Origin of the sequence: Lysobacter changpingensis (assembly GCF_017308985.1) — a bacterium.
Classification (GTDB): domain Bacteria; phylum Pseudomonadota; class Gammaproteobacteria; order Xanthomonadales; family Xanthomonadaceae; genus Lysobacter_J; species Lysobacter_J changpingensis.
This window is the reverse complement of record NZ_JADWPE010000008.1, coordinates 49,497-72,337: the sequence shown is the minus strand read 5'-3', so window position 1 is coordinate 72,337 and position 22,841 is coordinate 49,497. Positions and strand designations below refer to the sequence as shown.

The following is a 22,841-nucleotide window of genomic DNA, read 5'->3' as shown; positions in this document are numbered from 1 at the left end:
CGCACGATGCTCGCCAGCGTGATGAACACCACCGCGAAGCCGAGCAGCACGAAATACAGATTGCCGATCACGAAATAGCGCAGCGACGTGAGCAGCCAGCCGTTGCCGTACACGCGCTTCTGCATGATCCACAGGTAGATCGGCATCCACAGCCACAGCAGCAGTTCCAGCGTGCCGGAAATCCAGCCGAAACCGGCCCATTTCGGCTCGATCGCGTTGTCCAGCGCGATCAGCAGGAAGAACGTCAGGATCGCCAGGCACAGGTACGCATGGCTGTAGAGCGCGACGACCAGGTGCTCCAGGTACAGCCGCTTCGAGCCCAGGTACGCCAGCTTGAGCAGCAGCGCGAACACCGGCACCAGCAGGAACAGCGCCGACGGCACCGCGCCGAGCATCGCCTTCACCAGCATTCCGTAGTCGTGCTGCACGCGCGCCATGTTGTCCTTGCCGTGCGCGATCTGCCGGTTGATCCACGCGTTGACGAAGCGCGGCGCCCAGGAAATCGTCACCGGGTTGAGTTCCTCGTCCCACGGCTCGTTGCTGCCGAACAGCGTCAGCCGTCCGTCGCAGTTGGTTTCGCCGTAGATGCGTGCGTCGTCGACCGTCTTGCGCGTACGCGTGCCTTCGCTGCCGCGAGCCACCGCGATCTGCAGCTGCGCCGCGCGGCATCCGGCCGCTTCGTTGGTCTCGCGGATCTCCATCAGCATGCGCCGGCGCTCGGCGGTCTGCGCCGGCGCGAGCGCGGCCAGCTCCGCCTGCTGCCGCTTGAGGCGATCGTTGCGCAGCGTTTCCAGCTCGGCCAGCGTCTTGGCCTTGTCCATCTCCGGGATGGCCCGCGCCTGCCTGCGTTCGGCGTCGATCTCGCGCTGCGCGGCGGCCTTTTCCCGCTCGACCTCGCGCGGCGTGAGATCGTGCTGCCGGATCAGCTCCGCGACGCGGCGATCGGCGGCGGCGTTGACGTCGGTCATCGCGATCTCGAACGGCTTGCGCACGTGCGGCAGCATCGTCGAGACCGCATCGCGGCCCTCGGCGAGTTCGGCGAGTTCGGTGGCGCGGATGCGCTCGACGTCCTCGATGCTCGTCGCGGTGGTGAACTTCTTGTTCTCGCGGTTGACGTTCTGCGCGCGGTGGGCGCTCTTCTCCACGCCCTGGTCGAGCAGTTCGACCGACGTGTCCCGCGTATCGACGTGGATGACCAGCTGCGCGACGAAGAACGTCAGCACGCTCAGCACCACGAACAGCCGCAGCGGCGCGACGTACTTCGCGCGCTGGCCGGAGAGGTAAATGATGGCGATGCGCCCCGGCGACAGCAGGTCGCGCAGGGTGCGGAAGATGCGGCCGTCCAGGTGCCAGAACGCCTCGAACACTTCCTCCACCGCGTGCGCGGCGTGGCGGATCGGGTTCACCACGGACTGCCCGCAATCGTGGCAATAGTGGCCCTGCAGCGCGGCGCCGCAGTTCTCGCAATGGGTCGGATGGACGTCGTGAGGCGCGTGGCCGGTGCTGGAACTCATGTGTCAACGCTCTCCCCGGCGCACGAACACAGACATTCATTGGCAGCGGTTAAGATACCGGGCCGCCGCGACCCGGCGCCAGCGCCCGACATTGGATGCGGTCGCGCGGCCGTAGTCGTGCGTCTGGTTGCTTCGATGTCGCTCGCTTCCGTCTCGCCCGGCCGCAACGGCCTGTTCGGCGAAATCCGCACCACCGCCATCCTTGCCGCGCCGCTCGTGGGCGGGCATGTATCCACGGGCCTGATCGGCTTCGTCGACAACGTGCTGGCCGGCCACCACGGCACGACCACGCTTGCCTCGGTCACCATCGGCACCGCGCTGTGGTGGCTGCCGATGATGGTGCCGATCGGCACGCTGCTGTCGGTGCCGCCGTCGGTGTCGCAGCTCGACGGCGCGGGCCGCCGCGAGGACATCGGCGGCCTGTTCCGGCAGGCGATGTGGCTCGCGTTGGGGCTGGGGCTGGTGCTGTTTGCCTTCCTCACGCTGATCCCGCACGCGCTGGGACCGATGGGCATCGCGCCGGAGATCATCCCGGGCGCGACCGAATTCCTGCACGGCATCCGCTGGGGCGTGATCGCGCTGACGCTGTTCTTCTGCATGCGCTATCTCAGCGAAGGCCTGCACTGGACTTTGCCGACCCTGGTGCTCAGTGCCGGTGGCCTGCTGATCCTGCTGCCGGTGGGCTACACGCTGACCTTCGGCAAGTTCGGCTTCCCGGAGATGGGCGCCGGCGGGCTGGGGCTCGCCTCGGCGATCATGCTGTGGGTGCAGGCGATCGGCTTCTTCATCGTGCTCAAGCGTTCGCGCCGGTTCGCGGACCTGAAACTGTTCGAACGCTTCGACCTGCCGCACTGGCCGACCATCCGCGGGCTGCTGGCGACGGGCCTGCCGATCGGCGTGACGGTGCTGATGGAAGGCGGCCTGTTCATCGCCACCGCGCTGCTGATGGGCCGGCTGGGCCAGGTGCCGGCGGCGGCGCACCAGATCGCGATCAACCTGTCCGCGTTGTGCTTCATGGTGCCGATGGGGCTTGCCGAGGCGACCACCGTGCGCGTGGGCCATGCGCTCGGGCGCGCGGATTTCCACGGCGTGCGGCGTGCGGCGAAGGCCGGTTACGCGATCGTACTGGGGACGCAGTTGTTCTCCGGCATCGTCCTGCTGGCCGGCAACGACCTGCTGGTGAGCTTCTACACCGCCGATGCCGCGGTCGCGACGCTGGCCGCCTCGCTGCTGCTGTACGCGGCGGCGTTCCAGTTCCCGGACGGCGTGCAGGTGCTTTCCGCCGGCGCGCTGCGCGGGCTCAAGGACACCCGCGTGCCGATGGTGCTGGCCGCGATTGCCTATTGGGGTATCGGCATGCCGCTGGGCGCCGGCCTCGGCCTGGGCCTGGGCTGGGGCCCGCGCGGCATGTGGATCGGCCTGATCGCCGGCCTGACCTTCGCCGCGGTGCTGCTGTGCGTGCGGTTCGTGCGGTCGAGCCATCCGGACCGCCTGGTGATGCGGGGGCCGTGAAGCGGGGATTCGGGAGTCGGTATTCGGGATTGGAAAAGCGCCGATACGCCTCAAATCCCGAGTACCGCCCCCTCACTCCCCCTCCCAAACCACCGTGTTACGAATGGCGGGTGATTCCGCGCCCGCGCGCGTTTAGGCTGGTGGCGTGATCCAGGAGACCGTATGAACGACATTCCGCGTCGCGGCCCCATCGCCCGGTTCTTCATCGGCGTGTGGGATGCGATGAACTTCACCCGCCGGCTGGTCCTCAACCTGCTGTTCCTGCTGCTGCTGTTCCTGTTCCTCGCCATCCTCATGGCGGGACCGCGCACCAAGCCGCTGCTCGAGCGCACGACGCTGGTGATCGCGCCGGAAGGCAACCTGGTCGAACAGTTCAGCAGCGATCCGCTGACCCGCGCGCTGGAACGCGCGCTCGGCGAGAAGGGCGGCGAAGTGCAGCTGCGCGACCTCGTGCGCGCGCTGGATGCCGCGGCGAAGGACAAGCGCGTCGAACGCGTCGTGCTCAACCTCGACAAGCTGCAGGCCGCCGGCATGGCATCGCTGCGCGAGACCGCCGACGCCATCGCGCGGGTGAAGGCCAGCGGCAAGCAGGTGGTCGCCTTCTCCGAGATGATGGACCAGAAGCAGTACCTGCTCGCCGCGCAGGCCAGCGAGGTCTATCTCGACCCGATGGGCGGCATGCTGCTGGAAGGCCTGGGCCGCTATCGCACGTTCTATCGCGAAGGCCTGCAGGACAAGCTCGGCGTCGATGTGCACCTGTTCAAGGTCGGCGAATACAAGTCGGCGGCCGAACCCTATGTGCTCGACGCGGCTTCGCCCGAAGCGAAGGAAGCCGACCTGTACTGGATGAACGACGTGTGGCAGCGCTACCTCGCCGACGTCGCGAAGGCGCGCAGGCTCGACGCGGCGCGGCTGTCGCAGCAGATCGACCAGATGCCTGCCGGCATCGAGGGCGCGCAGGGCGACCTGGCGAAGTTCGCGCTGCAGACCAGGCTGGTCGACGGCCTGAAGACGCGCGAGGAAGTCGATGACCTGCTGGCGCAGCGCGGCGTCGCCGACGAGGACGCGCCGGGCGGTTATCGCCAGGCGTCGCTCGACGAATACCTCACCCAGCTGGACAGCGGCATCAGCGCGGTCGATCCGCGTCCGCAGGTCGCCGTGGTCGTGGCCGAAGGCGAGATCCGCGGCGGCGAGCAGCCGCCGGGCACCGTGGGCGGCGAGTCCACGGCGGAGCTGCTGCGCGAGGCGCGCGACGACGAAAACGTGAAAGCCGTGGTGCTGCGCGTGGATTCGCCCGGCGGCGAAGTGTTCGCCTCCGAGCAGATCCGCCGCGAGATCGTCGGCCTGAAGAAGGCCGGCAAGCCGGTCGCGGTGTCGATGGGCGACCTGGCCGCATCGGGCGGTTACTGGATCTCGATGGACGCCGACCGCATCTACGCCGACGCGTCCACCATCACCGGTTCGATCGGCATCTTCGGCCTGATCCCGACGATCCCGCGCGCGCTGGAGAAGATCGGCGTGCGCAGCGACGGCGTGGGCACCACGCGCTTCGCCGGCGCGTTCGACATCACCCGGCCGTTGCAGCCGGAAGTCGGGCAGGTGATCCAGTCGGTGATCGAGAAGGGGTACCGCGATTTCACCGGCCGCGTCGCCACCGCGCGCAAGAAGCCGGTGGAGCAGGTCGACGCCATCGCGCGCGGACGCGTATGGACCGGCGCGCAGGCGAAGGAACGTGGCCTGGTCGATGAACTCGGCGGCCTCCAGCAGGCCGTCGCCTTCGCCGCCAAGCGCGCCGAACTCGGCCAGGCGGGCGACTACCAGGTGCGCTACATCGAAAAGGCGGCGACGCCGTTCGAGCGCTTCTTCACCGGCTTCATCGCCAGTCGTGCGGGCGGCGCGCTGATGCGCGATTCCGACATCGCGCGTTCGCTGATCGCCAAGGCCTCGCCGCAGACGGCGCAGGACCTGCGCTTCCTCGAAGGCGCGATCACGCCGACGCGCGGCGTGCCGGTGAAGGCGTTGGCTTATTGCTTCTGCGGTTTCTGAGTCGCCGGGATTCGGGATTCGGAATCGACGGTAGAAGTAACGACGCGGGCGCTTTGAGCTCCTCTCCCGACGGGAGAGGGGTTGGGTGAGGAGGCGGGACGTGCCGGGTTTCGACGCTCACGGCACGCTGCTTTCTTCGCCTGGCCGAAGAGCCGGATGGGTTCCAGCGTTCGCTGGAATGACGAACAAACGCGCGGCAAAACGTCCGACGCGAATCACATCAGAAAAATGGCATGGACCAGAGCGGAAGCTTCCAATCGTCCCGCGCCGATCCGCGCCTCTTCCGATCCGACCGGTTCGAAGAACCGGTCAACCCCCACCCTCCTGCGCATCGATTGCCGCACGCTGCGCATCGGCCGCCTCCTGCAACTGCTTCTCGACGTTCTTCGCCTTGTCGATCGGCGCGTTGATCGCATCGCGCAACTGCGTCGCCTGCGGCTCGACCGGCCGCTCCTTCTCCGGCGGCCGGGGCTTGGAACAGCCCGCGAGCAATGCCAGCACCGTCATTCCCGTCAGCAGCGTCCGCACCATTCCCGCACCCTCGTGGCTGGTCCGCCGCTATGCTACGCCGGCCGCCACGCGCGGCAAGTAACCGGTGCAGGCCCCCAATCACGGAGACGGCGATGGATCCCAAACGTTGGCGACTCGACGGGCAGTTGGCCCTGGTCACCGGCGGCAGCGCCGGCATCGGTCGCGCGGTCGCGCGCGAACTGCTCGGCTTCGGCGCCGACGTGCTGCTCGCCGCGCGCGACGTCGCCGGGCTCGACGCCGTGCGCGGCGAACTGCTGGAGGATTTCCCCGAGCGCGAAGTGCAGGCGTTCGTCGCCGACGTCGCCGACGACGAACAGCGTCGCGAACTGCTCGACTGGGTGGAGGACTTCGGCGAAGGCCTGCACATCCTGGTGAACAACGCCGGCGGCAACCTCACCAAGGCGGCGACCGACTACACCGAGGACGAATGGCGGCAGGTGTTCGAGGTCAACCTGTTCTCCGCGTTCGAACTCTCGCGCTACGCGCATCCGCTGCTCACGAAGCACGCGTCGTCGAGCATCGTCAACGTCGGCAGCGTGTCGGGCGCCACGCACGTGCGCACCGGCGCACCGTACGGCATGAGCAAGGCGGCGATGCACCAGATGACGCGCAACCTCGCGGTCGAGTGGGCCGAGGACGGCGTGCGCGTGAACGCGGTCGCGCCGTGGTACATCCGCACGCGTCGGACCTCCGACAAACTCGCCGATCCGGATTACCTCGACGAAGTGCTCCTGCGCACACCGCTTGGACGCATCGGCGAGCCGGAGGAAGTGGCGGCGGCGGTCGCGTTCCTGTGCCTGCCCGCATCGGGCTACATCACCGGCGAATGCATCGCGGTGGACGGCGGCTTCCTGCGCTACGGCTTCTGAATACGTGCGCAAACGAAAAGCCGCCGAGCGGTGCTGAATCGCCCGGCGGCCGATGGCAGGCGTGAAGCCTGCTGTCCACCTTGAAGATCGTGAACGAACATGTCGTGTTGCGAAACGGTCGTATCACCCTTCAAGGCACGATGGAGCGTACACCGCCCCAGGATACAAACAGGTGAAGGCTGCCCGGCCCGCGCATGACCGCGACGTAACGCGCATCGCGAATCAATGGCACCACCCATTGAGGCGGGAGGTGATGACGTGCCGGAGCGAAGCACCCTCGAACGCGCGCGCCGCGACAAGCGAGAAGGCAAGTCGGCGAGCACGCAGGCGGGCGAATTCGTCCGCGAGGAAATCGAGCACATCCGCGAAGGCAAGCACGGCGCGAGATCGACGAAGCAGGCCATCGCGATCGGTCTGTCGAAGGCGCGCCGCGCCGGCGTCAAGGTGCAGCCGTCCGACGACACGCCGGCGGAGACCAGACGCAAGGCGCGCAAGGACCTGGAAGCGGGCGAGCATCCGCACAAGCCGGCGGCGAAACGTTCGCGCGCGACGAAGAAGGCGTTGAAAAAGGAAGGGACGCGCGCCGCAAGCAAGACCGCGCTGTCGAAGCAGGCGAAGAAGGCGGCGGGCAAGCGCACCGCGGGCGAGCGTTCCGCCGCCGCGAAGAAGGCGGCGCGCACCAAGGGCGCGGCAGGCCGCAAGGCCGCGGCGAAGAAGGCCGCGCGCACGCGCAAGCGCGAGGGCTGATGCATGGCCGGTTTCGATGCCGCCCGCATGCGCATGGTCCGCAGCCACCTGGCGGGTCGCGGCGTGAGCGATGCACGCGTGCTTGCCGCGATGGCGCAGGTGCCGCGCGAACGCTTCGTCGATCCGGGCATGGAGGAGTTCGCCTACGAGGACAGCCCGCTGCCGATCGGCGAAGGCCAGACCATCTCGCAGCCGTACATCGTCGCGCTGATGCTGGAAGCGGCCGAGATCTCGCCGAACGATCGCGTGCTGGAAGTCGGCACCGGTTCCGGCTACGCCGCCGCGCTGATGTCGCGCCTGGCGCGACACGTGCACACGATCGAGCGTCACGCATCGCTGGCCGATGAAGCGCGCGCGCGCTTCGCGCGGCTGGATTACGACAACATCGACGTGCACACCGCCGACGGCACGCGTGGCTGGCCGGAAGGCGCGCCGTTCGACGCGATCCTCGTCGCGGCCGGCGCGCCGGCGCCGCCGCAGGCGTTGCGCGAGCAGCTCGCGATCGGCGGACGGCTGGTGATTCCGGTCGGCGACGAAGGGCTCGTGCAGGAACTGCTGAAGATCCGCCGCACGGGCGAAGACACGTTCGAGCAGGAAAGCCTGGGCGCGGTGATGTTCGTGCCGCTGGTGGGCGAGCAGGGCTGGGCCGAGGACGGCCGCCGCGCCGCGAGCCGCCATGTTCCGGCGGCGGCGCGTGGGGACGATGCGGCCTCGCTCATCGCCGAACACGCGATCCCGTTGCCCGACGTGGACGACGACGCGTTCGCCGACGCGTTCGAACGTTTCGCCGAGGCGCGCGTGGTGATGCTCGGCGAATGCAGCCACGGCACGTCGGAGTTCTACGCCGCGCGCGCCGCGATCACGCGCAGGCTGGTCGAACGCCACGGCTTCACCCTCGTCGCGGTGGAGGCCGACTGGCCCGATGCGTCGGTGATCAACCGCCATGTGCGGCACCTGCCCAGGCGCCCGCATGGGCCGGTGTTCACGCGTTTTCCGGCATGGATGTGGCGCAACCGCGAGATCGCCGCGCTGGCCGCGTGGATGCGCCAGTACAACGAAGGCCGCGACTACGAGGCGCAGGTCGGCTTCTACGGGCTCGACATCTACAGTCTCAACGCGTCGATCGAGGCGGTGCTGGAATACCTGGATCGCGTCGATCCCGAAGCCGCCGTCGTCGCGCGCGAGCGCTACGGCTGCCTCACGCCATGGCAGCGCTCGCCCGAGGTGTACGGCCGCGCGGCGCTGCGTGCGGGCCACGCGTTGTGCGAGGAAGCGGTGGTGCGCCAGTGTCGCGAACTGCTGGAGCATCGACTCGGCATCGTCGACGGATTGTCGCTTGATCATCTTGACGCCGCGCAGAACGCGCGCCTGGTCGCCTCCGCCGAACGCTATTACCGCGTGATGTACTACGGCGGCGCGGAAAGCTGGAACCTTCGCGACGAGCACATGGCCGACACCCTCGACGCGTTGCTGCAGGCGCACGGCCCGCGTTCGCGCGCGGTGGTGTGGGCGCACAACTCGCACATCGGCGATGCGCGGCACACCGACATGGGCCAGTCGCGCGGCGAACACAACATCGGCCAGCTCGTGCGGCAGCGGCATTCCGGCGAGGTCGCGCTGGTCGGTTTCGGCACGCACGCCGGGACCGTGGCCGCCGCGCACGATTGGGGCGACGAGATGGAAGTGATGGACGTTCGCCCGTCGCGCACCGGCAGCATCGAGCATCTGTGCCACGGAAGCGGCGTCCCCCGCTTCCTGCTCGACCTGTGCGAAGGCCATGATGATGCGATGCGACGCGCGCTGTCGGAGCCGCTGCTGCAGCGCTTCATCGGCGTGATCTACCGGCCCGCGACGGAATTGCAGAGCCATTACGCGCGCGCATCGCTCGCGCGGCAATACGATGGTTATGTGTGGTTCGACGAAACCAGGGCGGTGGATGCGCTGGAGGCGCCGGCGACGGACGCGGGCGAGGTGCCGGAGACGTATCCGTTCGGGGTGTGATTCCGCGTGGCACTTCTTCAATCTGAGAAACATTCCCGTGGACGCGTGACGCGTCACGGCCGAACTTGGCCGCTCCGTCCCAGGGAGCGAAAGGATTATGGCGGCGCAATCGGAATTGGTTTTCCGGTTTGGAGGAACGCGAGGAGCGACACTCGACGTCGTGCGCTTCGAACTGATCGAAGGGGTGTCGCAGCCGTTCAGGCTCGAACTGGAGCTCGGTAGTTCGGAGCCCGACATAGAGTCGGACATACTTCTCGACTCCGAAGTGGTCTTCACCATCGAACGCGACGGTGAGCCGGTGCGCACGGTGCACGGCATCTGCACCGCGTTCGAGCAGTGCGAGACCGGCTTCCGGCTGACCCGCTACAGGGCGGTCGTCGAATCACCGCTCGCGCGCCTGGCACTGCGCCACAACAGCCGCATCTTCCAGCAGGTCAATGCGCCGGAGATCCTGGAAACAATCCTGAAAGAGCATCGCTTTCAAGGGACGAAAACGACGTATCTCGGCCACCACGAGCCGCGCGAATACGCCACCCAGTACAGGGAACACGACGACCGCTTCGTTCATCGTCTCGCGACGGAAGAAGGCATCGTCTACTGGCACGACGCGGCAAACCAAAGCCGTCTCGTCCTGACTGATCGCATCGACACCGCGCCGACGCTCGACGGCAAGGTGCTGTACCAGCCCGCCCCTGTCGGCGATGCGCCCCAGCCGCACCTGTGGCACTTCGCGCACCGCCGCCAACTTGCGCCCACTCGCGTGACGCAGCGGGACGCGACATTTCACAACCCTCGGTATGACCTGCAGCACGAAGCGAGGCCCTGGAGCCACGACAAGGCCATCGGGGACTATGAGCACTACGACTATCCGGGCCGGTACAAGGCCGAAGCCGCGGGCAAACCCTTTACGCGAACGAAGCTTTCCGGACTTCGTAACCTCACCGAGCACGCGGCCATCGAAGGCGACGACGCGCGCCTGTGGCCCGGCCTGGCATTCGAGCTGACCGGACACCCGACCGAGGCTCTCAACGCGCGCTGGCGTGTGATAGCGATGCGTCACAGCGGCGAACAGGCGACCTCGCAGGAAGCTGACGCCGCTGGCGCCGAACACGGCACCCGCTATCGCTACGAAGCCACCGTGGTGCCCGCGCACTACGACTGGAAGCCCGAGCCCGCCCCGCGCTCGGTGATCGAAGGGCCGCAGATCGCCCACGTCGTCGGTCCACCGGGTGAGGAGATCCACACCGATGTCCACGGGCGAGTGCAGATGTACTTCCCGTGGGACCGCGAGGGCAACTGGTCGGAGAACAGCACCTGCTGGATCCGCGTGTCGCAAGGCTGGGCGGGGCCGATGTACGGTTTCATGGCGATCCCGCGAATCGGACATGAAGTGATCGTCAGCTTCATGGAGGGCGACCCCGATCAACCGATCGTCACGGGGCGCACCTACCACGCGGCGAACAAACCGCCCTACGAGCTGCCGCTGCACAAGACGCGGACGACGTTCAAGACCCAGACCCACAAGGGCAAGGGCTACAACGAACTGCGTTTCGAGGACGAAGCCGGCCAGGAAGAAATCTTCGTCCATGCACAGAAGGACCAGAACATCGTCGTGGAGAACGACGAGACCACGCGCATCGGCCACGACCGCAGCGAGGACGTCAGCAACGACGAAACCATCCAGATTGGCCACGACCGCAAGGAAGCCGTCGGCAACGATGAAACCCTGAGCATCGGCCAGGATCGCCGCGAAACGCTGGGCCGCGATCACGTCATCGACATCGGGCGGACGCGGCAGCTCACCATTGGCAAGGACCTGATCGAGGACGTCGGCAACGTTCGCATCGAGAAGACCGCATCCGACCGCAAGGTTGAAACCGGCGGCCATTACGAACACAAGGTCGCGGAGCGCCACGACATCGAAGCCGGCGAGCGCATCACCCAGCGCACGCGCGTGGTCGAACTGAAGGCGAGTGAGAGTCTGAGAATCTGCGGCCTCGGCGGCACGATCACCCTGGATGGCAGCGGCGTGACCATCGAGGGACTCGAGATCCTCCTGAAAGGGCCCGTTCAACGGGATCCCGACGGCGCCGGGAACGACTTCTCGATATTCGGCGAGCCCGCCGAAGGGGACGTTCCCGATTTCAGCTGGATCTGGCGTCCCACCGGCGACTGACACGGAGGTCCTGCATGAGCGCGCAAAACACCCCGAGGCCGATCACGGCCTCACGTCTCGGCTACCCGTTCAAGAATAAACAAGGTCAGGAGATCACCGATCCACAGCTGTTCTACGATGGGCTCGCTGTCGTACAGGGCGGGCACTACCTGCTCAGTCCGCACGGCTTTTTCCATGGTGGCGTGCACATCGCCTGGTCCAGCGGCAACGCGTTCGAACTCAATGAAGGCATACGCTGCCTTGCCGATGGCGACGTCGTGGCGTACCGCATCAACCGCCGCTACTACGATGCGACGCCTGGCACGGCGGGCGATGGCCCAGCGCTGCGTCCATACTCCACAGGCTTCGTGCTGGTTCGCCACCGGTTGCAGGCGCCCACCCCGCCACCGCCGCCCAAGCCGGTGAAGATGGACAACCCGGGCGCCGACATCCGCAATTGGGGCGCGTGGCTCTACGATGATCCTCAAGGGCACCGGCGTCGTGCATGGTTGCGCCACGGCACTCCGGTGAAGGTGGAGATTGGAAAAATCGCGCCGGGACAAGGGCGCTACGTACGCGTCCTAGACACGACCGGCTTTGGGCTGCCGCGCGAGGGTTGGATCGAACGCACGTGGCTCGCGATCGACCCGCTCGCGGGGACGGGCATGCGCAGCATGCTGGGCTTCAAGGATGTCATAGCCACGCACGTCTATCGAGGCGATTCCGTTGACCCGGAAGCGTCGGACGTATATGCGCGCAACAAGGCCGAGCAGGAACGTCCTGCGACACCTGCGGCGCCGACATTGACGCTGTACAGCCTCTACATGCACCTAGCTGACTTTGAGAGTTATGGAAGGAACCCGAACTGGGTACGGCCGGGCTACTGGCCATCGAAGCGATATCGAGTGGGCGAGAAGGCGAAGGACAGGAAACGTCTCGCGCGCGAGCGCTCCGGAAGACAGTGGGTACAACGCTATCCCGGGAGTAATCGGGTTGGCGACCTCACCCCATCGTTTGCCGGTTCCGTCGGACGATTCATCCATGCGCTCAGGGCGGCCGGTGCGAACGTCGCAATCAATGCGACCTATCGCCCTCCCGAGAGGGCGTACCTGATGCACTATTCATGGCGTATCGCGCGCGAAGGTTTCGCACCGACATCCGTACCCGAGATGGCGGGTGTGAACATAGACTGGGCCCATCTGGACACGGGTGGCAAAAGCGATCATCAAGCAGCGCTACAAGCTGCCAGGGAAATGGTTGCAGGGTTCGCAATCGTGCACCGCCCCTCGTTGACGTCGCGTCATACAGAACGGCGCGCAATCGACATGACAATCTCCCGGGCAATCGGCGCAGACGTCCAAGGTGCCGACGGGCTTGATCGAAGGGTCAACTCATCCAGCGATCTGCATTCGGTGGGCCAGAGCTACGGCGTGATAAAGCTCCTCAGCGACCCGCCGCACTGGTCCGACGATGGGCATTGACATGAACGTGACCAGGAAAATCATCGCACTCATAACGCTCTGCGCGTTAAGTGCCTGCTCGTCATCGATGCGGGAAGCACCGAGCGATCAGCCTCTCCATGGAGCAAGACAACCGTCATCGGCGCATGTCGGCTTCGTTGTCTACGGGCATTCAGACGCAAGCCTCTACTTGGCGCAGGCTCTGGAGCGCGGAGACACGCTCACCGTCCAGTACCCATCCTCGACAGGCGACGCGTTGTGCTGCCGTGATCTTTCTGTCGATGGTGCGGACAAGAGAGAGTCGGAAGCTGTAACTGCACTGGATGCGAAGACTGGCGCGTCCTTGCATAGTTTCGACCTCGTGTCTGGCATGAGCGATGTGCCGTTCATAGGCATAGCGACGGTCAACGCGACGAAGGTGACCCAGGATGCCACCGGCGATAGCGTCACCGTGCATGCTCCGTCCGGACCGATGCGAGTCATTTCGTGTCTCAGCCAGGAAGGCAGCCATCTGTTCGTTCGTCAGGACGGCAGGATCGTTTCCCATCTCTACTACGGCTTCGATTACGAAGTAGAGCCCACATGTCCAGACGAACTCTTTGAAGTGGAATCCAGAAATGAGTAACAAGAATGTCGTTGGCCTCAACATCCGCGCACAGGCAACAAGTCGGAGCGAGTGCCTGGGACTACTCGTGCGCGACAGTGTCATTGAGGTGGGGCAACACTCACCAGACAGGAAATGGGCGCGTATCACACGAGTTGTTGATGGGGGCATCGACTCCGTTAGATCCGACGGAGCGATTCCGCCTGAAGCTGCGAACGGATGGGTGTTCCTCGGCGAGCTCGACCCCGATCCATCGCCGGAAGTGTTCGACGAAGTGAGAGTCCTTCCCATACCGCATGCGGTCAAGGGAGGGAGCGTCCTGGGCTATCTGGGCGAGGATGTGCCTGCGCGCGCCGGCCCGATCGCCGGTCGGCCAGTGTCCCGCAAGCTGCTGCACTTGGAAGTATTCAGTGGCGACGACGTGCCTGGGTACCTGGCCGCAAGTCGGTCGTGGGCCAAACAGCATCTGCCGGACAACGAGCGCACTCTTCTGCTGCTGCGGCCGGGCGACACGTTGCTGGACGAGCCGAACGGCAAGGTCGCTCACACGCTCCTCTGGGCGCAGGTGCTGCCGCTCGCCGGGTTGGAGGTTAAGGAGGTGGGCGGTAAGCGTTGGCGAAAGGTCGCCAAGCTTACTTCCAGCAACGGTACCGAAGCGGTGGGCTGGGTGGAAGAGGCCAACCATCTGGCGTCACCGTGGGAGTGGCCTGGGTTCGAGGTAGTGGATGAACCTAACAGTGCGTCCGGCGCATCGTGGATAGATCTTGCGGCGAAGGTCGCCTTCATCAAACGCGAGGGCCCGCGCCCCGAAAAGACGCCCCTGTATCAGGCGTTGCGCAAACTGGTTGATACCAGTGGCGACGGGAGCCTGAGCGAAGAAGAACTGGATGCGGCGCTTCGCAATCGCTCAAAGGCAGCTCACGTCGGTCGGCTGATCGTGCGACACGACAGCGAATGGGCGCAGGAGCCGGCCAGTCGGCAGCAGCAAGTGGCTCGCAGCATCGCCGACGCATTGGGGTTCGGTGTGGTCAAGCAGGTAGAAGACGAAATGCCGCGTGCGGCGCGCCTGCCGTGGTGGGATGAGGTGGCAGACGGCGCCGAAGGCTTTCCGACGAGTCCCCGCGTGTACCACTTTCATCCGGGTGCGTTGGGCATGAATTTCCTGGCTCTTCGGGCGAGTAAGTTAAATGATTTGATTCAGCGAATCGGGGACATCATTTCGCATGGAGAAGGAGGCTACGAGTCGTACAACACAGGGACCAAGGGGGTAGCAGGTGGCCGGGTCGGACATGGCTTCATCAGTCCGCCGCCGGGAACGGTGACGTCAAAAACAATCAACGAAATACTTGCCACCGAACCACTCTCGGGGACCGATAGGGGTCGGATGTTCGCCACCGGAAAGTATCAAACCGTATTCGCTACTTTGAAGGAAGCTAAAAGGACAATGCGGCTAACTGGCGATGAGCTGTACGACGCCGACATGCAGGAGAGAACGTTCCGTGAATTTCTCCTGCACAAGGCCGGCGGTGGCCGCCTCGCAAGATTCGTGATCAACGGGGAGGGGACCGTTGACGACGCACAGCATGCAGCAGCTAAAGAGTGGGCTTCCATCGCTACGCCAGCCGGGCGAACCATCTTTAATGGTGAAGTATCAAACGGTTCGATGTCGTACTACGCCGGAAGCGCTAATAGCGCCAATGGGAAGTCAACATCCGATCTACGATCAATTCTCGAAGAGATTCGACAAGGAAGGAATAACTAATGAGCTCTAAGCATTTGCTCATGATGCTTGTGTTGGTTCCGTGTCTTGCGAGCGCGAAAGGAAATCAAGGCGGCTACGACGCGCAGTATAAGGCGTGTTTGCGCGAACTTGGGCCGATCAGTAATGGTGTTGTAACTGCATGTGCTGAGGGCATCTCCAGCAAGGCAAAATCTGAGATGAACTCGCTTTACGCGACATTACATCGCGAGTACTTGGTTAGATTTCCAGACGACGCGGATAACCTGGAAAAGAGTCAGAAAACTTGGCTCTCGTATCGCACGCTCCATTGCGCGATCGCGGGTCGCCGTGTGGGATCGCCCATGAATTCTGTTTGTCCGATGACGCTGAACATCCAAAGAGTGAAGGAGCTGAGGGCGCTGTCCAATGGGTTATAACGGCGGGCGTCAGTGGATCGTTCTGAATGTGTGTGCAGAACAGCTGATTGGGTGCTAAAGATGGCGACAGGGAGCCATAGAGATGTAATGAGAAATGATGGCGAACCCGAGAGGGTCTGTAGCATTCGAAAACTGTCCTTCGCTCTGCTTCTGTTAGTTGTTGGTTTTTGTCGCGCGACCGGGCCCGTGGGTATTGACGGAGACAGTGGCTCGCGTGCCATTCTCGACCTTCGAGCTGACGTTGCATACTGCGGGCGCGAAGGTCACGGGGCGTTACTGCTTCGTAACCAGATACGGCGCCACGATCGATTGTGAAACGGACGTCGACAATGTTGCTGGACGAGCTGATCCCGGCACTGGCCTTGCCTCCGTGCAGTTCCATTCAACTTTCAGTGCTACTGCCGGAGTGGCGATGCTGTCGGTAAAGAACGGATGGCGCGTCGTCAAAAAGCCTGCGGGCGGTGCGTACTTCGGACCGATCACTGCGGAACTGCGCTGGGCTGCGAGCACGGGTAGCGGGGCGGCGGTGCAACCTGCCACGCCTTGCCGCATGCCCGAGCGAGCTATGCCCCCGAGGCGATGCGCCTACCGCGGCCCCGCGAACGGCCTGTCTTCCGGCACCGGCAGGTCCAGCACGGGGATCTCCACGAAGCTCACCGCATCGCCGCCGTGGAAGATGCGGTTGAGTGCTTTCGACGGGCGCGTTTCGTCGTAGTTGCGACCGCCCGTGCCGAGGTTGCGTTCCAGGCGCGGGAAGCTTGAGCTGCTGATGTCCAGGCGGATGCGATGGCCGCGGGGGACGAGGTAGGCGATGGAGCGCATCGGCACGTCGAGCACGTAGCGGTCGCCCGGCGTCATCAGGCTGGGACGTTCGACACCGTCGCGGTAGCGCGCGCGCAGCGCGCCTTCCTGGATGTTCGTCGCACGGCCGTCCGGCCATACGTGCACGAGGCGCGCGATGAAGTCGGTGTCGGGCGCGGTCGAGGACACGACCAGCTGCGCACGCAGTTCGCCGACGATTCGCAGCGGCTGTTGCAAGGGCGCGGAGGTGTAGACGAGCACGTCCTGCCGCGTTTCGACGTCGCCCTGGTCCACCGGCCCCGAACGCTGCGCCGGATCGCCCGTGCAGCACAGCGGCCCGCCGCGGGAGGGAACGGGATCCAGCGGGTCGTGGATGTAGTCGTCCGATCGCGTCTCGCGTGCGGCTTCCAGCGCTAGGACGCCGTCGCCGTCGCGGCCGTTCGCGTGGCCGCCGCCCGACAGGTACCACGACTGCGGTCGCGCCTCCGCTGGCGGCCACTGCGTCGCGTCGAGCCAGCGCTGTTCGTTGAGCACGAAGTAACGGTACGGCGGCAGCGCCTTGAGGCCGTCCCCGCGTCCGCGCAGCCAGTGGTCGAACCACGCCAGATACCACTCGCGATAGGGCTGCGCGGCATTGCGCACCGGCAGGTCGCCGAAGCGGCCCATGCCGGCGACGAGTTCCTGTTCGCAGTGGTTGCCCGGCGCGATGATCACGTGCTGCACGCGTCCGGCTTCGGGCGAATTGCGAAGCACCGATCCGGTGAGCGCCAGCGTGCCCGACAGGCTCGGATCGCCCCAGGTGTCGATCACCAGCGCGGGCGTGCGCGGGCGATCGTCCGCGAACACGTAGTCCAGCGCGCGCCAGTGCGCGTCGCCGAGCGGCGTCTGCAGGAAATCCTCGAAGCCGTTCGCGCCGGGCCGCACCTGGCGGACCACGTCGAGCATGGGCAACGTCGGCAGCGCCTTCGCCATGTCGAGATCGTTCGGCCAGGGCCCGTGATCGGACTTCATCCCGTGCTTGGCGAACCAGCCGGCCGCGCCGGCCAACTGGAACACGCCGCCTTCGAACGCGCCGAAATAGCCGGCGTGGCCGTCCACGTCGCCGGCCGCGCCGCCGGCGGCGATGGGGATCATCGCCGCGTGCGCGGGATGGTTCGCGCGTGCCAGCGCGTACTGCAGTTCACCCAGCGCCGAACAGCCGATCGTGCCGACCTTCCCGTTCGACCAGCCCTGGCGGACGATCCAGTCGAGCGTGTCGACGCCGTCGCTGGTGGCGTGGCGCCAGGGGAGGAAATCGTCGCCTTCGGAACCGAACTTGCCGCGCACGTCCTGCACCAGCACGGCGTAGCCGTTGCGCGCGAAGAACAGGCCCTCGCCGATGGCCTCGCCGTAGCGGCGGCGATCGTACGGCAGGCGGACGTACACGGTGGGCAACGGGCCCTCCGCGTTGCGCGGACGGTACAGGGTGCCGGCGAGCTGCGTGCCGTCGGACATCCGGATGCGGACGTCGTCGTCGATGCGCACGCCGAACACCAGCGCGCGCACCGGTTGCTGCCAGTGCGCGGGGATGCGTTCGCGCATGACGAACAGGGCCGCCGCGGTGAGCAGCAGCGCGGCCGGCACGAGGACCAGCACCAGCCACCAGCCGAGCGCGGGGCGCACTGCGGACAAGTCCATCTCCAAGAATCGTTCCCTTGCGCTCGTGGCGACCGCGGGACGGCCGTCCGGGTCGGCGGCGCGGAGCCGCTTCGCCCTGTGTTCAAACGCGTACGGGACGTGCCGGCGGCCAGCGCGTCAGGGGGCGCAGGTGCTTTCCGCGAACGTGCGGCGGATGCGCTCGGCCTCGGCCGGCGCGACGGGCTCGCCGCCGCCGAAGGTCGTGCGGGCGTCGAGATCGCGCACGCGCTGCTTCCATGCGTCGCATAGGGCGAACGCGGGCACGGGCTCGCAGCGGTCTTCCATCATCTGGCACGCGGTGCCGCCGGCCATCGCGCCGGTGCCGTCGAGGCCGGTGACCTGCAACGGCGCGCAGCGCGGCGGCGGTTGCGCGGTTTCGCCGAAGTAGCGCTCGCGGTTCCAGGTCTGGCAGGCAAACAGCGCGGGCGGTTGCCGGGGAGGGCTGATGGGCTCCGGCTCCGGTGCCGCGACAGGTTCAGGCACGGCGACGGGTGCGGCGGGCGCCGGTTCCGGTGGTGCGGGCGGCGGGGCATGCGCGGGCGCGGAGGTCGTCGGCGTGTCCATCACCTTCTTCTGCTGCCGGCTGCCCTTCGGACAGGGCGTGCCGTTCTGCAACGTCACCGCACCCGAGGCGTCGGTGCATCGATAGATGACCACCTCCGCATGCGCGGGCGCGATCGCCAGGGCGCCGAGCAGCAACGCGGCGCCAGCCAACGCCCGCATCAGGCGCCGCCGCAGTCGCTGGCCAGGCGCGCGTCGATGCCGCGCTGCTGGCGGTCGATCTCTCCGCGTTCGCTCTGCAACGCGCTGTTGTAGCGGCGGCCGAGTTCCCATCGTTCGTCGCGCAGGCGTGCGCAGACTTCCGCCTGCGGCAGCGCATGGCATTCGTCATGGACCCAGGTGCCCGTGCCGTACGCGGCGTAACCCGGCGGCGGCACGCCATCGGGTGGACGAGGCGGCGGCGGCGGGCGATCGCCGATGCGCACCGAATAGCGGCCGTCGCCGCCATCGAACGTGCCGCTCACACGGGCGTGGACGCCGCCCGGGTAGAACGGGCGCGGCGGCGGAAGCAGGCCCGAATAGCCGGGATAGCCCAGCGTCCACAGCGGCACCCAGCGCGGATTGCCGGCGCTGGTGTCGCTGAGATATCGGTTGCCGTCGGGCGTGGTGCATTCGTACATCGGCCGCGCCGGTGTGGAGGCAACGTAGCGCGGCGGCGGCGCGGCGGGCGGCGGTTCGGCCTTCGGCGCGGCGGCTTGGCGGCGCACGGACGGCGGTGCGTCCTTCGGGCGCACCATCTCCTGCGTCTGCTGCCTCTCGCCTTTCCTGCACGGCGTATCGCGCAACGTCAGCTGGCCCTGCGCGTCGGTGCAGCGGTAGATGGTGATCTCCGCCGCATGCGCGCCCGCCGCCGCGAGCAGCGGCAGTGCGAGGAGCGCGACGATGCGGACGCCGGAGGCCATGCGCGCATCTTGCGTCGCCCGTGGTGACGAAGGAAGCGCGGCGCCGGGCGTCCGGTTGTCCGGCGGTGGCGTTTCGGGCGGGCTCAGGCGCGGATCCGGGCGCCGGTGCGGGCGTCGCGGATCGCGGTGGGCGAGGCGAGGCCGCCGGTTTCGCCCCCGGTGACGCCGTCGAGTCGCGCCAGCACGCGGGGATCGAGTGCTTCGCGGGTGAACGCCGGCGGCTCGCCCGCCAGGTTGGCGCTGGTCGATACCAGCGGTCCGCCGAACGCGTCGCACAGCGCGACCACGTCCGGATGCGCGCTCACCCGCACGGCGACGCCGTCGTGGGTGCCGGTGATCCAGCGCGGCACGCGCGGCGTGGTCGGGATGATCCAGGTGTTCGGCCCGGGCCAGCTGGCGAGCACCGCGTCGCGCTGCGCTTCGGTGAGTGCCTCCCAATCGAGCAGGCCGTCGAACTGCGAACGCGACGCGGCGATCAGGATCACGCCCTTGTCGACCGGCCGCTGCTTGATCGCCAGCAGCCGCAGCACCGCCGACTCGTCGAACGGATCACAGCCCAGCCCCCAGACGGCTTCGGTCGGATACGCGATGACGCCGCCGCGGCGGAGCGCGTCGGCGGCTTCGTTCGAAGTGAGCGGCGGGGACATGGCGCGAGGATAACGCGGGGCGCGATGCGCGCCAGCAGGGGCGTTCGGCGCGTGGGATCTTGCGGGGCGCGTCCCGGCGTTCGCCGGGATCACGCTTCACAGCGGTGGAAACCGTCGAAGCAGCGAAGGCGCCTTACGCCCTCGCCTTCTTCACGACCTTCTTCGTCGCGGTCTTCTTTGTGGCAGCGGTCGTGGTCTTCTTCGCCGCCTTCTTGGCAGCCGTCTTCTTCGCGGGCGCCTTCTTCGCCGGAGCCTTCTTCGCGGCCGGCGCCTTCTTCGCGGCGGCTTCCTTCTTCACCTTCACCGCCGGTTCCTTCTTCGCGGCCTTCTTGCCGAAGCCGCGGCGCACCGGCTTGCCGGTGTCGGCGAGGAACTGCGTGGCTTCCTCCAGCGACAGCGAGGCCGGCTCGCGATCCTTCGGGATCTTGCCGTTGAGCTTGCCGTCGCTGATGTACGGCCCGAAGCGGCCGTTGAGCACCTGCACGTCGCTGCCGTCCCATTGCTTGATGATGCGGTTGCGGGCGATCTCTTCCTTCTGCTCGATCAGGAACACCGCACGCGCCAGGTCGATCGTGTACGGATCGTCTTCCTTGGTGAGCGAAGCGTACGTGCTGCCGCGCTTGGCGAACGGGCCGAAGCGGCCGATGCCGACGCTGACCTCATGGCCCTCGTTCTCGCCGAGCTTGCGCGGCAGCTTGAACAGCTCCAGTGCGTCTTCCAGCGTGATGGTGTGCATCGACTGGCCCGGGCGCAGCGACGCGAACTCGAGCTTCTCGTCCGTGTCCTTGTCGCCGATCTGCGCGTACGGCCCGAAGCGCCCCAGGCGCACGCTCACCGGTTTGCCGGACTTGGGATCGGTGCCGAGCTCGCGCGCGCCGGTGGCCTCGCTGCGATCGACCGATTCGGTCTTGTCCTCGACCAGTTCCTTGAACGGGCCCCAGAACTTCTCCATCAGCGGGACCCATTCCTCCTCGCCGCGCGACACCGCATCGAGTTCGTCCTCGAGCCTGGCGGTGAAGTCGTAATCCACGTAGCGCGTGAAGTGCGACGACAGGAACTTCGACACCGCGCGGCCCACGTCGGACGGGCGGAAGCTGCGGCCTTCCATCTCCACGTACTTGCGGAACAGCAGCGTCTGGATGATCGAGGCGTAGGTGGACGGACGGCCGATGCCGTATTCCTCCAGCGCCTTCACCAGCGCCGCTTCGGTGTAGCGCGGCGGCGGCTGGGTGAAATGCTGGTCGGCGTGGATGCGATCCAGCGGCACGCGGTCGCCGGTCTTCATCGCCGGCAGCTTGCGGCCTTCGTCCTCGTCCTCGGCGGCCTTGGTGTCCTTGCCTTCCTCGTACACGGCGAGGAAGCCCGGATCGACCACTGTCGTGCCCGAGGCGCGGAACGCGTGCTCGCTGCCGGCGGCCAGGTCGACCGACACGGTGTTGAGCGTGGCCGGGACCATCTGCGAAGCGACGGCGCGCTTCCAGATCAGTTCGTAGAGCCGGCGTTCGTCGTCGCTGAGGAAGCGCGCGATCTGCGAGGGCGTGCGCAGCGCCGAGCTGGGACGCACGGCTTCGTGCGCTTCCTGCGCGTTCTTCGACTTGTTCTGGTACGCGTTGGGCTTGTCCGGCAGCGCGCGCGTGCCGTAGTCGCGGGCGATGACGTCGCGGATTTCGGTCACGGCGTCCTGCGACAGCGTCACCGAGTCGGTACGCATGTAGGTGATCAGGCCGACCGTGCCTTCCTCGCCGATCGCCACGCCTTCGTACAGCTTCTGCGCGACCTGCATGGTCTTGCGCGTGGTGAAGCCGAGCTTGCGCGCGGCTTCCTGCTGCAGCGTGGAGGTGGTGAACGGGGGTGCCGGACGCCGCTTGCGCTCCTTCGATGCGACGTCGGTGACGTGCAGCGCGCCGTTGGCGGCGGCGGTGATGCGCTTGCGGGCGTCCTCGGCGGTGTCGCCGTCGGTGACGGTGAACTGCTCGAACTTCTTGCCGTCCAGCTTGATGAGCTTGGCGGTGAAGGCCTGCGTCGGATGCGCGCACTCGGCCTCGATGGTCCAGTACTCGCGCGCGACGAAGGCTTCGATCTCCTCCTCGCGCTCGACGATCATGCGCAGCGCCGGCGACTGCACGCGGCCGGCGGACAGGCCGCGCTGCACCTTGCGCCACAGCACCGGGCTGAGGTTGAAGCCGACGAGGTAATCCAGCGCGCGGCGCGCCTGCTGCGCGTCGACCAGGTCGGAGGCGATCGACCGCGGCTGCGTCATCGCTTCCTTGATGGCGCGCGGGGTGATCTCGGTGAACACCACGCGGTGCAGCGGCTTGCCTTCCAGCAGGCCGCGCTCCTTCAGGATTTCCGCGATGTGCCAGCTGATCGCCTCGCCCTCGCGGTCCGGGTCGGTCGCCAGGTAGAGCGCCTCGGCGCCCTTGGCCGCCTTGGCGATCGCGTCGACGTGCTTCTCGTTCTTGTCGATCAGGTCGTAGCGCATGGCGAAGCCGCGCTCGGGATCGACCGCGCCCTCCTTTGGCACCAGGTCGCGGACGTGGCCGTAGGAGGCCAGGACGGTGAAGTCCTTGCCGAGGTATTTGTTGATCGTCTTGGCCTTGGCGGGCGACTCGACGATGAGGAGGTTCTTGGCCATGGGGGCTCCGCAGGGCCTGTCC

Annotated in this window: 16 protein-coding genes and 1 pseudogene; 10 read left to right on the top strand and 7 right to left on the bottom strand. The window is 66.7% G+C overall.

All coding sequences use genetic code 11. The annotated features are described in order from the left end of the window. Positions 1-1,201: 1,201 nt before the first annotated feature. Positions 1,202-1,514 (bottom strand): annotated as a pseudogene (locus I4U41_RS17745) (DUF3667 domain-containing protein); the annotation flags it as partial. A 135-nt stretch (positions 1,515-1,649) separates the two neighbouring features. Between I4U41_RS17745 and I4U41_RS17740 the strand changes: the two are divergent. Together I4U41_RS17740 and sppA are read left to right on the top strand one after the other, a co-directional pair. After that, complete coding sequence (locus I4U41_RS17740) at positions 1,650-3,026, top strand: MATE family efflux transporter (protein WP_206862509.1); 1,377 nt, start codon at positions 1,650-1,652, stop codon at positions 3,024-3,026. Positions 3,027-3,188: 162 nt separating this feature from the next. Further along, positions 3,189-5,072, top strand: a complete 1,884-nt coding sequence (sppA, locus tag I4U41_RS17735; protein WP_206862508.1) for a signal peptide peptidase SppA — start codon at positions 3,189-3,191, stop codon at positions 5,070-5,072. 309 nt (positions 5,073-5,381) lie between these two features. Here sppA and I4U41_RS17730 read toward each other — a convergent pair whose 3' ends face one another. Next, entirely contained in the window at positions 5,382-5,603 is a 222-nt protein-coding gene (locus I4U41_RS17730) for a hypothetical protein (protein WP_206862507.1), read from the bottom strand. A gap of 92 nt (positions 5,604-5,695) precedes the next feature. Here I4U41_RS17730 and I4U41_RS17725 point away from each other — a divergent pair, with 92 nt between their 5' ends. The 8 genes from I4U41_RS17725 to I4U41_RS17690 all read left to right on the top strand — a co-directional run bounded on the left by I4U41_RS17725 (position 5,696) and on the right by I4U41_RS17690 (position 15,596). Further along, positions 5,696-6,472 (top strand): SDR family oxidoreductase, encoded by a 777-nt coding sequence (locus I4U41_RS17725; RefSeq protein ID WP_206862506.1) that lies wholly within the window; start codon positions 5,696-5,698, stop codon positions 6,470-6,472. A 258-nt stretch (positions 6,473-6,730) separates the two neighbouring features. Continuing rightward, complete coding sequence (locus I4U41_RS17720; protein ID WP_206862505.1) at positions 6,731-7,219, top strand: DUF6496 domain-containing protein; 489 nt, start codon at positions 6,731-6,733, stop codon at positions 7,217-7,219. A 3-nt stretch (positions 7,220-7,222) separates the two neighbouring features. Then, the gene (locus tag I4U41_RS17715) at positions 7,223-9,220 is read left to right on the top strand and encodes a protein-L-isoaspartate(D-aspartate) O-methyltransferase (protein WP_206862504.1); all 1,998 of its coding nucleotides are present in this window, start codon (positions 7,223-7,225) and stop codon (positions 9,218-9,220) included. A gap of 97 nt (positions 9,221-9,317) precedes the next feature. Beyond that, complete coding sequence (locus I4U41_RS17710) at positions 9,318-11,396, top strand: type VI secretion system Vgr family protein (protein ID WP_206862503.1); 2,079 nt, start codon at positions 9,318-9,320, stop codon at positions 11,394-11,396. 14 nt (positions 11,397-11,410) lie between these two features. After that, positions 11,411-12,856, top strand: a complete 1,446-nt coding sequence (locus I4U41_RS17705) for a hypothetical protein (RefSeq protein WP_206862502.1) — start codon at positions 11,411-11,413, stop codon at positions 12,854-12,856. A gap of 1 nt (position 12,857) precedes the next feature. Beyond that, positions 12,858-13,460 (top strand): hypothetical protein, encoded by a 603-nt coding sequence (locus I4U41_RS17700; RefSeq protein WP_206862501.1) that lies wholly within the window; start codon positions 12,858-12,860, stop codon positions 13,458-13,460. Then, positions 13,453-15,201 carry a hypothetical protein gene (locus I4U41_RS17695; RefSeq protein ID WP_206862500.1) on the top strand — a complete coding sequence of 583 codons (1,749 nt, stop codon included), beginning with the start codon at positions 13,453-13,455 and terminating at the stop codon, positions 15,199-15,201. The genes I4U41_RS17700 and I4U41_RS17695 overlap by 8 nt, the downstream gene beginning before the upstream one ends. Beyond that, a complete protein-coding gene (locus tag I4U41_RS17690) occupies positions 15,201-15,596 on the top strand; it encodes a lysozyme inhibitor LprI family protein (protein WP_206862499.1) in 396 nt (131 codons plus the stop codon). Before I4U41_RS17695 ends, I4U41_RS17690 begins: the two co-directional genes overlap by 1 nt. A gap of 585 nt (positions 15,597-16,181) precedes the next feature. Here the strand turns inward: I4U41_RS17690 and I4U41_RS17685 are convergent. From I4U41_RS17685 to I4U41_RS17665, 5 genes are all read right to left on the bottom strand, one after another. Continuing rightward, the gene (locus I4U41_RS17685) at positions 16,182-18,074 is read right to left on the bottom strand and encodes a CocE/NonD family hydrolase (RefSeq protein ID WP_206862498.1); all 1,893 of its coding nucleotides are present in this window, start codon (positions 18,072-18,074) and stop codon (positions 16,182-16,184) included. A gap of 117 nt (positions 18,075-18,191) precedes the next feature. Then, the gene (locus I4U41_RS17680) at positions 18,192-18,797 is read right to left on the bottom strand and encodes a DUF4124 domain-containing protein (RefSeq protein WP_206862497.1); all 606 of its coding nucleotides are present in this window, start codon (positions 18,795-18,797) and stop codon (positions 18,192-18,194) included. Continuing rightward, positions 18,797-19,537, bottom strand: a complete 741-nt coding sequence (locus I4U41_RS17675; RefSeq protein ID WP_206862496.1) for a DUF4124 domain-containing protein — start codon at positions 19,535-19,537, stop codon at positions 18,797-18,799. Before I4U41_RS17675 ends, I4U41_RS17680 begins: the two co-directional genes overlap by 1 nt. An 83-nt stretch (positions 19,538-19,620) precedes the next feature. Continuing rightward, positions 19,621-20,184 carry an L-threonylcarbamoyladenylate synthase type 1 TsaC gene (gene tsaC, locus I4U41_RS17670; protein ID WP_206862495.1) on the bottom strand — a complete coding sequence of 188 codons (564 nt, stop codon included), beginning with the start codon at positions 20,182-20,184 and terminating at the stop codon, positions 19,621-19,623. Positions 20,185-20,317: 133 nt separating this feature from the next. After that, positions 20,318-22,819 carry a DNA topoisomerase I gene (locus I4U41_RS17665; protein WP_206862494.1) on the bottom strand — a complete coding sequence of 834 codons (2,502 nt, stop codon included), beginning with the start codon at positions 22,817-22,819 and terminating at the stop codon, positions 20,318-20,320. Positions 22,820-22,841: the final 22 nt, after the last annotated feature.

Bases quoted from the DNA above. Each gene is read 5' to 3' on its own strand.
- I4U41_RS17740 (WP_206862509.1), top strand. From the start codon at position 1,650: ATGTCGCTCGCTTCCGTCTCGCCCGGCCGCAACGGCCTGTTCGGCGAA.
- sppA (WP_206862508.1), top strand. From the start codon at position 3,189: ATGAACGACATTCCGCGTCGCGGCCCCATCGCCCGGTTCTTCATCGGC.
- I4U41_RS17730 (WP_206862507.1), bottom strand. From the start codon at position 5,603: ATGGTGCGGACGCTGCTGACGGGAATGACGGTGCTGGCATTGCTCGCG.
- I4U41_RS17725 (WP_206862506.1), top strand. From the start codon at position 5,696: ATGGATCCCAAACGTTGGCGACTCGACGGGCAGTTGGCCCTGGTCACC.
- I4U41_RS17715 (WP_206862504.1), top strand. From the start codon at position 7,223: ATGGCCGGTTTCGATGCCGCCCGCATGCGCATGGTCCGCAGCCACCTG.
- I4U41_RS17710 (WP_206862503.1), top strand. From the start codon at position 9,318: ATGGCGGCGCAATCGGAATTGGTTTTCCGGTTTGGAGGAACGCGAGGA.
- I4U41_RS17705 (WP_206862502.1), top strand. From the start codon at position 11,411: ATGAGCGCGCAAAACACCCCGAGGCCGATCACGGCCTCACGTCTCGGC.
- I4U41_RS17700 (WP_206862501.1), top strand. From the start codon at position 12,858: ATGAACGTGACCAGGAAAATCATCGCACTCATAACGCTCTGCGCGTTA.
- I4U41_RS17695 (WP_206862500.1), top strand. From the start codon at position 13,453: ATGAGTAACAAGAATGTCGTTGGCCTCAACATCCGCGCACAGGCAACA.
- I4U41_RS17690 (WP_206862499.1), top strand. From the start codon at position 15,201: ATGAGCTCTAAGCATTTGCTCATGATGCTTGTGTTGGTTCCGTGTCTT.
- I4U41_RS17685 (WP_206862498.1), bottom strand. From the start codon at position 18,074: ATGGACTTGTCCGCAGTGCGCCCCGCGCTCGGCTGGTGGCTGGTGCTG.
- I4U41_RS17680 (WP_206862497.1), bottom strand. From the start codon at position 18,797: ATGCGGGCGTTGGCTGGCGCCGCGTTGCTGCTCGGCGCCCTGGCGATC.
- I4U41_RS17675 (WP_206862496.1), bottom strand. From the start codon at position 19,537: ATGGCCTCCGGCGTCCGCATCGTCGCGCTCCTCGCACTGCCGCTGCTC.
- tsaC (WP_206862495.1), bottom strand. From the start codon at position 20,184: ATGTCCCCGCCGCTCACTTCGAACGAAGCCGCCGACGCGCTCCGCCGC.
- I4U41_RS17665 (WP_206862494.1), bottom strand. From the start codon at position 22,819: ATGGCCAAGAACCTCCTCATCGTCGAGTCGCCCGCCAAGGCCAAGACG.